General features: G+C 64.0%; 7 protein-coding genes. 6 read left to right on the top strand and 1 reads right to left on the bottom strand.

Features of this window, described 5'->3' with window-relative positions:
* Positions 1-165: 165 nt before the first annotated feature.
* Positions 166-2,118, bottom strand: a complete 1,953-nt coding sequence (locus ACVNHC_RS20235; RefSeq protein ID WP_457169070.1) for a phosphatase PAP2 family protein — start codon at positions 2,116-2,118, stop codon at positions 166-168.
* Between the two features lie 286 nt (positions 2,119-2,404).
* Between ACVNHC_RS20235 and urtA the strand changes: the two genes are divergently transcribed.
* The 6 genes from urtA (at position 2,405) to ACVNHC_RS20205 (ending at position 11,729) form a co-directional block, all read left to right on the top strand.
* On the top strand, positions 2,405-3,688 hold the full coding sequence (gene urtA, locus ACVNHC_RS20230; protein WP_371328526.1) for an urea ABC transporter substrate-binding protein: 1,284 nt from the start codon (positions 2,405-2,407) through the stop codon (positions 3,686-3,688).
* Positions 3,689-4,096: 408 nt separating this feature from the next.
* Positions 4,097-5,725, top strand: coding sequence for an urea ABC transporter permease subunit UrtB (urtB, locus tag ACVNHC_RS20225; RefSeq protein ID WP_457169068.1), 1,629 nt, complete (start codon positions 4,097-4,099; stop codon positions 5,723-5,725).
* A complete protein-coding gene (urtC, locus tag ACVNHC_RS20220; RefSeq protein ID WP_094463688.1) occupies positions 5,722-6,915 on the top strand; it encodes an urea ABC transporter permease subunit UrtC in 1,194 nt (397 codons plus the stop codon). The genes urtB and urtC overlap by 4 nt, the downstream gene beginning before the upstream one ends.
* Positions 6,916-6,919: 4 nt before the next feature.
* Positions 6,920-7,666: an urea ABC transporter ATP-binding protein UrtD gene (gene urtD, locus ACVNHC_RS20215; RefSeq protein WP_050475104.1), complete on the top strand. Its 747-nt coding sequence runs from the start codon at positions 6,920-6,922 to the stop codon at positions 7,664-7,666.
* Positions 7,667-7,957: 291 nt separating this feature from the next.
* On the top strand, positions 7,958-8,653 hold the full coding sequence (gene urtE, locus ACVNHC_RS20210) for an urea ABC transporter ATP-binding subunit UrtE (RefSeq protein ID WP_050475154.1): 696 nt from the start codon (positions 7,958-7,960) through the stop codon (positions 8,651-8,653).
* Between the two features lie 148 nt (positions 8,654-8,801).
* Complete coding sequence (locus ACVNHC_RS20205; RefSeq protein WP_457169065.1) at positions 8,802-11,729, top strand: AsmA family protein; 2,928 nt, start codon at positions 8,802-8,804, stop codon at positions 11,727-11,729.
* The last annotated feature ends 9 nt before the right edge of the window (positions 11,730-11,738 follow it).

The following is an 11,738-nucleotide window of genomic DNA, read 5'->3' as shown; positions in this document are numbered from 1 at the left end:
GGTCAGTTAGGTGCAGCCCCCTGTCACTCAATACTTGATATCAGGAAAGCAGGAATCATGCCGTTCCTGAGTTCTGCCCAAGATGCGGCCACTGGATGGAAATGTTCAGGGCGGGGACGGCTTTCTGGCCGTCCCCGCCCTGGTTTTGTGCCGGATGTCAGCGTGTCAGTTGACGAGGCGGATGGCGACGCCCGTGCCGCTGTAAACCGCTTCAGCCTGCTTGCCGTTCAGCGTGACGGAGGCAAACTTGCCATCAATTTTTGCAGCGGTCAGGACCGGCAGGCCTTCACTGGACTTGGCCGCAGCCTCATCATCGGCCGTGACGGTCAGTTCGGCGCCGTCCACAGCGAGCGCACCGCCGATGGAGACGCTTGCCTTCCGGCCCGCGGTCGACGTCACGATCAGGCCGGACGCACCGGTGAAACTGATGTTGCCTTTCAGCTCAAGTGCGGTGTTCTCCACCACAAGCTTGCCGCCAGCGGCAAAGACGTCCCCTGCGCCCAGCGCTGTTTCGCTGCGGGCAATCAGGTTGCCGGCCTCAATGAGGGTGCCGCCCGTGTAGCCATTCTCGCCGGCAAGAGCCAGGCTGCCGCTGCCGCGCTTGGTCAGCATGCCTGCGCCGGAGATGCTGTTGGACCAGACGTCAAAGGCGTTGAAGCCGCCGAGGCTGGCGTCCATGGTGACGGTAACATCGCCATCGAAGGCTCCATAGCCATCGGCAGCCTTGAAATAGTTCAGGCGGCCAAAGCCTTCCGGATCATCCATCACCGGGTTACCGGAGGCGAAGGCGGTCGTTTTCAGCACCACCCGGCGCTGTTCGGCTGTGAGGTATGGCTGACGGGTTTCCAGCAGGACTTCAGCGCCTGCCGGCACGTTTGCAGGCAGGTCTGTGGCTCCGGCCGCCGGAAGGCCGTAGTCCATCCGGAAGGCGACGAAGGCGGCATTTGCACTATGATCGGCGAAACGGTCGCGCACGGAAGGATGCGAGTGAGCCACACGCATCAACTCCGCCTGTGTTTCCGAGCCGGTCTTTTTCATCAACCAGGATTGGGTCTGGGAGAAGGCGTCGGCCTTCAGGCCGGTATTGTCAGGCTTGTTGAGGTTGTAGATCACAACGGCCGTGCCGAGAATCCGCCCGCCGATCACATCGAACGGCGAATGCATGCCGGCCACAATGCGGCTGTCGCCGAGTTCGGTTGCTCTGGTGAGCATTTCCTGGAAACGCTCGGGCACGAGATAGGCCATCACCAGACCATCGCGCCAGGCTTCGGCGGTGTGGCCGCTTGGGAAGCCGCCGTCATTTTGCGGCTTGGAACTGCGGGCCGGCAGCAGGGACGGCAGAACGCTCACGTCCTGGCTCCAGCGCCAGGGGCGGGCGTATTTGTAGAAGCGCTTTGACGGCTCGGTCGAGCCATCCTTGCTGGCGGCCTCGATCAGGTCAACGGCAAGGCCGAGATCGGCGTTGGGGGCGATCTTCTTTTCCGCATCGCCGGTGCTGCCGATGCCCCGGTTGTTGCCTTCGTCTTCGTATTTGACGAGAGAGGCGTCGGCTGGAACATCTGTAATGGTGGTGTGCTGCTTCGTGCCTTCGCGCCATGCATCCGCGAGCGGCCCGAGACCGTCGACAAGACTGGCGTTCTTGCCGCGGCGGTCATCGAGATAGGCCTGAACGGCCTGCACGGGAGTGCGGCTGCGTGTGAGGGCCTCTACATAGGCGATGTTGGCAGCATGCAGGTCCAGGTTCACGGGGCTGCCATCGGTCACACTGCCGGGAATGCCATCCCAGGTGGATTTGGCCACGGCAGGACAATTGCCCTCGGCTTCGGCTTCAACATCTGCATCGACCAGAAGCGACGACGGTGTCCAGACCTTCAGGAATCCGGCCAGCACGCGCACGCCGGCATTGCCTTCCAGCGTGGACATGCACGCCTTCCCGCGTTGGTTGGTTGCACCTGCGTCGATATATGCCGTCAAGCCGGAAACTGGCTGTGCGGTGTCCTCACGGCCAAGGCCTGCGGGTGGTTGCGGCAGGTCGATGGCAAGCGCGGCCGTTGCAGCCGGGATCATGAGACCGAGAACGAGTGCGCTGACTGAAGCGAGATAGGGCAGGGGTTTCATCGGTTGATTCCTGGGAGGGGGGGAGGATGAATGGCCCTGCCTTATTGTTGTTTCGTGAAGCTTTTTTGTCTTTTTTGTATCGTTTGACGCTCTGTCTGACACGGCTTTGAAGGCATTACGTCAATCGACGTATATGGCAGTGCAGCAATCCCGGACCACACTGATCAATGACGGCAGTAACAACTGTCCGCATCTGGGGCGCTGCCCTCGGCCCGGCTCACTGCAGCCGTTGCACGAAGGCGCAGGGGCTCCCTCAGTGAGGGGATAGACTGACATGATGACCAAGATGACTTCCCGCATGGCAGGGTTCGTGGTGGCGGGCCTGATGACATCGACCATGATCGGCGGCGCGCTGGCCGAGGAGACGATCAAGATCGGCATCCTGCATTCGCTGTCGGGCACGATGGCGATTTCTGAAACGACGCTGAAGGACACCATGCTGTTCCTCATCGAGGAGCAGAACAAGAAGGGCGGCGTGCTGGGCAAGAAGCTGGAAGCCGTCGTCGTTGATCCTGCATCCGACTGGCCGCTTTTTGCCGAAAAGGCCCGCGAGCTTGTCGCGGTCAACAAGGTTTCGGCCGTCTTCGGCTGCTGGACCTCCGTGTCGCGCAAGTCCGTGCTGCCGGTGTTCGAGGAGCTGAACTCGATCCTGTTCTACCCCGTCCAGTACGAGGGTGAGGAAAGCCAGCGCAACGTGTTCTACACCGGGGCTGCCCCCAACCAGCAGGCCATTCCGGCGGTTGACTACCTCATGAACGAGGAAGGCGTGGAGCGCTGGGTGCTGGCGGGCACCGACTATGTCTATCCGCGCACGACGAACAAGATCCTTGAAGCCTATCTGAAGTCCAAGGGCGTCAAGGAAGAGGACATCATGATCAACTACACGCCGTTCGGTCATTCCGACTGGCAGACGATCGTGTCCGACATCAAGGCCTTCGGCTCCACCGGCAAGAAGACCGCCGTGGTCTCCACCATCAACGGCGATGCCAACGTGCCCTTCTACAAGGAACTCGGCAACGCCGGCATCAAGGCCGAAGACATTCCGGTCGTCGCCTTCTCCGTGGGTGAGGAAGAGCTTGCCGGTCTCGACACCGCCCCGCTTGTCGGCCATCTGGCTGCCTGGAACTATTTCCAGTCCGTCGATACCCCGGCCAATGCCGAGTTCATCGAAAGCTGGCGCGCCTTCATCGGCAACGACAAGCGCGTGACCAACGATCCGATGGAAGCCCATTACATCGGCTTCAACATGTGGGTGAAGGCCGTCGAGAAGGCCGGCACCACCGACACGGATGCAGTCATCGACGCGCTGATCGGCGTCTCCGTGCCGAACCTCTCCGGCGGCTACTCGGCCATGATGCCGAACCACCACATCACCAAGCCGGTGCTCATCGGCGAAATCCAGGCCGATGGCCAGTTCGAGACCGTCTGGGAAACCCCCGGTCTCGTGGTGGGTGACGAGTGGTCCGATTATCTGGAAGGCTCCATGGACCTGATCGCCGACTGGCGCGCCCCGCTCTCCTGCGGAAACTTCAACGTGAAGACCGGCAAGTGCGGCGGCTCCGGCAGCTGATGTGAGACGGCTTCCAGTGAGGGGCGGTGCCGCCCCTCACCCCTCCCTGCGAGGGGCAGCATTTCCAACGGAACGCCAGTCAGGTTCCAACTCCTCTCCCCCCTTGAGGGGGAGATGCCCCCGGCAGGGGGCAGAGGGGGGTAACGGACTGTCCTCTCGTGAGAGAAGTTCTGCCGTGCTGAAGCGCTGCTACCCCCCTCTGTCTGCTCACGCAGACATCTCCCCCTCAAGGGGGGAGAGGGGCGCTGCGGCAAAAGGCGAGGGTTGAAACGCCCCGGAAGCCACTTCTCACGCAGCACGGTCCGCATGTTTCGCAAAACGCCAACGCTCCCTCTTCCTTGTGGGGTGGGGTCGCGGCGGGGGCTACAGCCTCCCGCTGCCATGATTTTTTCCAGCCAGGTGACGCCCATGTCTCTGAAACGCCTCATGATCTGTCTGCTGATGCTGGTGATGTCCGTTGCCGTGCAGCAGCATGCCCTTGCGCAGGACACGGATGCGCTGCGCCCCTTGGTGAACAAGCTGGGTGAGGGCGGGTTCAAGGAAACCGAGGCGCAGGTGGGGGCGCTGGCGGCAACCGGGGATCCCGCCGTGGCTCCGGCGCTGGAGGCTTTGTCGTCCGGCGATCTCTACGTGCGCAAGAGCGACGCCATGGCCGTCATCGGGGTGAAGGCGGGCTCCGGCCTTGCGCTGACCGATCCGCTGACCGGTGAGGCGCTGGGCACCGTTTCCACGGGCGAAGTGATCAAGATCAAGGTCAACAACGGGTTGCGCCGGTCGATCCGTGCGGCCGTCGGCAGCCTGACGCTGGGCTCGTCCGATGCCGCCGTGCGTCTGGCTGCGGCCAATTCCATGTTCCGCTCCCGCGATGTGGAAACGCTGCCTCAACTGGAGGACGCGATTGCCAGGGAGACGGATGCGGGGGTGAAGACTGCGATGGAGCGCGCCCGGGCGGCCACTGTGCTGGCCGGAGATGCACCGGAGGCAGACAAGCTGGCGGCGGTGGATCTGATCGCCTCGGCGGGTGGGCGTGATGCCCTGTCCGTGCTGACGTCGATCGCCAGCGATGCCAAGGCGCCTCAGGCCCTGCGCGATGCGGCGCAGACCGGCCTCACCCGCATCGAAAAATCCCTGGTCCTCTGGGATGGCGCGCAGAACATCTGGTACGGCCTGTCGCTGGGCTCGGTGCTGCTGCTGGCCGCCATCGGCCTTGCCATCACCTTCGGCGTGATGGGCGTCATCAACATGGCCCATGGCGAAATGGTGATGATCGGCGCCTATGTCACCTTCATGGTGCAGGAGGTGATCCGCACCAGTTTCCCCGGCCTGTTCGGCGCGTCGCTCTTCATCGCGCTGCCGCTTGCCTTTCTGGTGACGGGGCTGATCGGCATGGCGATCGAGCGCGGCATCATCCGTTTCCTTTACGGGCGGCCGCTGGAAACGCTGCTGGCCACCTGGGGCCTGTCGCTGATGCTGCAGCAGGCGGTGCGCTCGATCTTCGGGCCGACCAACCGGGAAGTGGGCAATCCGGACTGGATGTCCGGCGCCTTCCAGCTGGGTGAGATGACCATCACCTATAACCGGCTCTGGATCGTCGTCTTCGCCATGCTGGTCTTTGCCGGGCTGATGCTGGTGCTGAAGAAAACGCCCTTCGGCCTCTATACCCGCGCTGTCACGCAGAACCGCCGCATGGCCGCCTCCATGGGCATCCGCACGCCCTGGATCGACGCGCTCACTTTCGGCCTTGGCTCCGGCATTGCCGGGATCGCCGGTGTCGCCCTGTCGCAGATCGACAATGTGTCGCCCAACCTCGGGCAGGGCTACATCATCGACAGCTTCATGGTCGTCGTCTTCGGCGGGGTGGGCAACCTGTGGGGCACGCTGGTGGGCGCGCTGACGCTGGGCGTTGTCAACAAGTTCCTGGAGCCCTATGCCGGGGCGGTGCTCGGCAAGATCCTCGTGCTCGTCTTCATCATCCTCTTCATCCAGAAGCGTCCACGGGGGCTGTTCGCCCTCAAGGGCCGGGCAGTTGACGCATGATCACCCATTTCCTTCTCCGCGCCTTCGACCGGCAGGCCACGCTTTTCCTCCTCATCGCAGGCGGCATCATCCTGGCGGTGCCCGCGCTCAACCTGCTGCTGCCGCCGGATCATCCGCTGCATGTGCCCACCTATGCGGTGAGCCTGATGGGCAAGTATCTGACCTATGCGCTGCTGGCGCTGTCGGTGGATCTGGTCTGGGGCTATTGCGGCATTCTCTCGCTGGGGCACGGGGCTTTCTTCGCCCTTGGCGGCTATGCCATGGGCATGTATCTGATGCGCCAGATCGGTCCGCGCGGGGTCTATGGCGATCCGGTGCTGCCGGACTTCATGGTGTTCCTCAACTGGAAGGAACTGCCCTGGTACTGGTACGGCTTCGACAGCTTTCCCTTTGCCATGCTGATGGTGCTCCTGGTGCCGGGCGTGCTCGCCTTTGTCTTCGGCTGGTTCGCCTTCCGCTCGCGGGTGTCGGGGGTCTATCTGTCGATCATCACGCAGGCGCTGACCTATGCGCTGCTGCTCGCCTTCTTCCGCAATGACATGGGCTTTGGCGGCAACAACGGCCTGACCGACTTCAAGGATATCCTCGGCTTCTCGGTTCAGGCCGATGCCACCCGCGCGGGGCTGTTCCTCGCCTCCGGTATTGCGCTGCTCGTCTCTTTCCTGCTGGCCCGCTCCATCACCCGCTCCAAGCTCGGCAAGGTGCTGGTGGCCGTGCGCGATGCGGAAAGCCGCACCCGTTTTCTCGGTTACAAGGTGGAGCGTTACAAGCTGTTCGTCTGGACCGTTTCAGCCATGATGGCGGGCCTTGCCGGTGCGCTCTACGTGCCACAGGTCGGCATCATCAATCCGGGTGAATTTGCACCGGCCAATTCCATCGAGGTGGTGATCTGGGTGGCGGTCGGCGGGCGCGGCACGCTCTATGGCCCCATTATCGGAGCGGTGCTGGTCAACTACGGCAAGACCTGGTTCACCGCCGTTCTGCCGGAAATCTGGCTCTTTGCGCTGGGTGCGCTGTTCGTGGTGGTGACGCTGTTCCTGCCCAAGGGCATCACCGGCCTTGCCGCGCAGATCCGGGAGAAGGTCCGGACGAAGACCGCGGGCCGCAGCAAGCCGCAGGACACGTCTTCATTGGGCCCCCAATCCGGTCCCCAATCTTCTGGCGCCAAAGCGCCGCAACCGGCGGAGTGAAGCCATGACCCTTCAGTCGAGCCTTCTCTATCTGGATGGCGTCAGCGTCTCCTTCGATGGCTTCCGCGCCCTCAACTCCCTGTCCTTCGTCATCGCACCGGGCGAGATGCGCGCCATCATCGGCCCCAATGGTGCGGGCAAGACCACGATGATGGACGTGATCACCGGCAAGACCCGGCCCGATACGGGCGAGGTGTTCTTCGGCGGCGAGACCGACCTCACCCAGCTGGACGAGGCCGATATCGCCGAGCTTGGCATCGGCCGGAAGTTCCAGAAGCCGACGGTTTTCGAGAGCCATACGGTCCAGGACAACCTGGAACTGGCGCTGAAAGCCCCGCGCGGGCCGTTCTCGACGCTGTTTCATGTGCTGTCGCGCAAGGAAAAGGCGCGGATCGAGGAGCTGCTGGAGCTGATCCGGCTGGCCGGGCGGCGCAACGAGCTGGCGGCCAATCTCAGCCATGGCCAGAAGCAGTGGCTGGAAATCGGCATGCTGCTGGCACAGGAGCCGCAGCTTCTCCTGGTCGATGAGCCCGCCGCCGGCATGACCGATGCCGAAACGGCGGAAACGGCGGAGCTGCTGAAGGACATCAACAAGACCCGTTCCGTGGTGGTGGTGGAGCACGACATGAGCTTCATCCGTGCGCTGGGCGTCAAGGTCACGGTGCTGCACGAAGGCTCCGTTCTGGCCGAAGGCTCGATCGACCACGTGTCCTCGAATGAGCGGGTGGTGGAGGTTTATCTGGGGCGGTGAGGGGGGCGTGTTTCCTCCGGCCTGACCAAGGCTCCCGTTCCTCTCCCCCCTTGAGGGGGAGATGCCCCCGGCAGGGGGCAGAGGGGGGTAACGGACTGTCCGTTTATGAGAGAGATCCTGCTGTATTGAAGCGCTGCACCCCCCTCTGTCAGCTTGCGCTGACATCTCCCCCTCAAGGGGGGAGAGGGGCACTGCGGCAAAAGGAAAGTGCGTTCCTTCTCCTCGCGAGGGCAGAGGGGCTTGAGCCCGATGAAAGTCCGGCACCTTGTGCCGGGTGAAATGGAGCAGATCATGCTGAGCGTTGAAAAGATCGATCTTCACTACGGCGCGGCTCAGGCGCTCAAGGGCGTGTCCATTGAGGCGGAGGCGGGCAAGGTGACGTGCCTGATGGGCCGCAACGGTGTGGGCAAGACCTCGACCTTGCGTGCCATCGCGGGCCAGCAGCCGGTCAGCGGTGGGCGCATCCTGTGGCAGGGACAGGATATCTCGCGCCTTGCGCCCCATGCCCGGGCCCGGCTTGGCATTGCCGTCGTGCCCCAGGGCCGCGAGATCTTTCCGCTCCTGAGCGTGAAGGAAAATCTGGAGACCGGCTATGCCCCGCTCGCCCGCCGCGACCGGACCATTCCGGACACGATCTTCGAGTTGTTCCCGGTGCTGAAGGACATGCTGTCACGCCGGGGCGGTGATCTGTCCGGCGGCCAGCAGCAGCAGCTGGCCATTGCCCGCGCCCTCGTCATGCGACCAAAGCTTCTGGTGCTGGACGAGCCGACGGAAGGCATCCAGCCGTCCATCATCAAGGACATTGGCCGGGCCATCGAGTGGCTGCGCGATCAGGGCACCATGGCGATCATTCTGGTGGAGCAGTATTTCGAATTCGCCCGCGATCTCGCCGACCGTTTTGCCGTGATGGACCGGGGCGAGGTGGTGATGGCGGGGCTCCGGACGGAGCTGGATGAGACGGAAGTCCGCCGCCATCTGACGGTCTGAGCCCGGGTGCCCGGGAGCCGGGGACGGCTTGCGGACGCTCGAATGCGCAAGAGGCCGCATAAGAATTACGCAGTTCTGCGTTTCAAGGTCACGCTGTTGACACGCTTTGTCCTAAACTCGGTCCGATTCGGTATTCGGGGAGACTGGGATGAAGCGGCTTGTGATCGGGGCGGGCATTGTGGCTGTGCTCGTGGCCTCTGCTGTGGTCATCGTGCCCATGGTGCTGCCGAAGGACGCCATCAAGGCGCGCGTCGTGCAGGAAGTGGAAGCGGCCACCGGCTGGCGGCTGCGGATCGACGGGCCCGTCGCCATCTCTCTTCTCCCCCAGTTTCAGCTCAGCGCCACGGATGTGGGCCTGTCGGGCGAGGCCGGGGCGCGGGGTGTCGAGTTTGCACGCGCCGGCACCATTTCTTTTGAGCTTGCCTGGGGTGCCCTTTTCGGTGGGGCCATTCAGGTGACGGGGATCGGCCTCGACAAGCCGGAGTTCGATCTGCTCATCGACGCGGAAGGCCGCACCTCCTGGGCGCCGCGCAAGCCGATGAAGCGGATTGAGGGCGTTTTCACCCAGTTTGACGGTAAGGGCAGCCCGCAGCCCGCATCTGCCGGATCACCGGCGCCGGCGCTCCCGGCCGAGGCACCGCAGGAAGCGCGTGATCTGACCGCCCTGACGCGGATCGGCTTTGATGATGTGCAGATTCGCGGCGGCCGCATCGCCTTTGCGGATGCGCGCAGCGGTTCCCGGCAGGAGCTGAGCGATATCAACGGCCGCTTCACCGTCCCTGCTCTGGACCGCACGGCCGATCTTGACGCTAGTGCCGTGTGGAATGGCCAGTCCGTCGTGCTGGATGTGGAGGTGACGAGCCTTCTGAAGCTTGCCGCCGGAGAGACGGCAGCCATTGATCTGATGGTTAAGGCGGGCGGGGTGACCGTCAATGTGGAAGGCGGGCTTGGCCTGTCGCCGCTGGCTGTGGATCTGGCCGTGGATGGCAAGGCCGCTTCTCTGGCTGCCATCATGGCGCTTGCCGGAGCTGACGGCGCGCAGGACAGCGGTGAAGTGTCCCTCGCGGGCCGTGTTGCCGGCGATACGCGCCAGATTGTCCTGCAGGATGGAACAGCGGCCCTTGGCGCGCTCAAGCTGGCGCTGTCTCTCGATGCGGACCTCACTGGCAAGGCGCCGCGGGTTGAAGGCCGTGTCCAGTCGTCGGGTGGCAGCTTGCAGGATGCGCTGAGGCTGGCAAACCTGTCCTTCCCGGCCACGGGTGAGTTCGGTACGGATCTGCGCTTTGCGGCCGCAGGAGCGGATACGCCTTCGCTGCTGGGCTCGCTGGAGCTCTCCGGCCTTGTCTCGGTCTCGGGCGGCACGGTGACAGGCCTTGATCTGGCCGCTGCCACCGGCGGCGATGAAAGCGCTAACCAGATCAGCGGCATCAATGCCAAGATGAGTTTCGACGGGCTGGACAAGCCGGTCACCGTCTCCGGCGGGCTGAGCTGGCGCGGCGAAGCCTTCGCCCTGAAGGGAACCGCCACTCCGGCCATTCTTCTGGCCGGTCTTCCAGCACCCGTCGATATCCGCCTTGAAGGTGCCAAGGGGGCCGCCGGGTTTGAAGGTTCTGCCTCCTTGTCCGGCGGGGTGGATGGCTCGGTCTTCGTGGAGACGAAGAGCCTGCGCAATCTGCTGTCCTGGCTGGGCCGCCCGCTTGCGCCTGGCGCCGGTCTTGGCCCGTTCCGGGTGGCGGGTGTGTTTGCCGCCGGGGACAATGCGGTCTCCTTCCGCAACACGGCCTTCACGCTGGATGGCATCAGCGGCAGCGGCGAGGGCCGGCTGGCTTTCGGACGGGTGCCGAAGCTGACGGCTTCGCTCGTGCTCGAAAGCCTGCCGCTTGATCCCTATCTGGGTACCGGCCCGGCGCAGGCGCCTTCCGGTGCCAAGCCCGCCGCAGGTGCTGCGGCCCCCTCCGGCGGCGCCAGAGCTGCGAAGGGCTGGAGCAATGCCCCGGTCGATTTCGGCGGCCTTGCGGCTTTTGATGCGGACCTGACCCTCACGGCCAAGTCTATCAACTGGGACAGGATCAAGCTTGGCAACAGCGCGCTCAAGGTGGCGATTGCCGATGGGGTTCTGACCGCAGATCTGCAGCAGGTCTCGCTGTATGGCGGCGAGGGCAAGGGCACGCTGACGGTGGAAGGCGGCAACCGCCAGCCGCAGATCCGCTCGGCCTTCACCCTGTCCAAAGTCGGAGCCCGGGATCTCTTGCGCGATGCCACGGGCATTTCCTGGCTCGATGGTGTGGGCTCGCTCTCCTATGACGTCAATACGCGTGGCAGCAGTGAAGCGGAGCTGATCGGCAATCTCGGTGGTGAAGCGAAGCTTGAGGTCCTCAACGGCGCCATTCTCGGGGTCAACCTGCCGGATATGGTGCGCAATGTTGCGGCCCGCACACTGCTGGGCTGGCAGCAGTCCAGCGAGGCGCGGACGGATTTCACCACCTTGAGTGCATCCTTCCAGATCAGCAATGGTGTTGCCCTCAACCAGGATCTGGCGCTGGCCGGTCCGCTGATCCGCATGACGGGCAGCGGCACCACCGACATGCCGGGCCGGACGCTGGACTGGCGGGTGGAGCCGCAGATCGTACCCAGCCTGCAGGGCATTGCTCCGACGCCGCGGGCCAAGGGCGAATCCAAGACGATGGCGGCCCTCGGCGTGCCGGTCGTCATCCGGGGCTCCTGGGACCGGCCGCAGATCTATCCCGATATTCAGGGCATTCTGGAAAACCCGCAGGCAGCTTATGAACAGCTGCAGCAGGTGGGCGGCGAGCTGGTGCAACTTCTCAAGGTCAAGCCGGATGAGGCGCTCGGGACCGTGGCCAATGACCTGATCAGCCAGACCACCGGTGGCAAGGTGCAGATCGATGTGCAGAAGGTTCTGAGCGGCGAGGTCAGCGACCAAAGCGTGCTGAAGGCGCTGGAGCAGGGCTTTGGCCTGCCGTCCGGCTTCCTCGGTTCTTCAGGCCCCGGCGTGCCGGAGGGACGGGAGGTTCTGCCCGAGGAGCCGGGTTCGGAATCCCAGCCCCAGCCTTGAGGTGAAACC

The organism is Pannonibacter sp. Q-1, from assembly GCF_054073275.1.
This window is presented reverse-complemented; position numbering and strand designations above follow the sequence as displayed.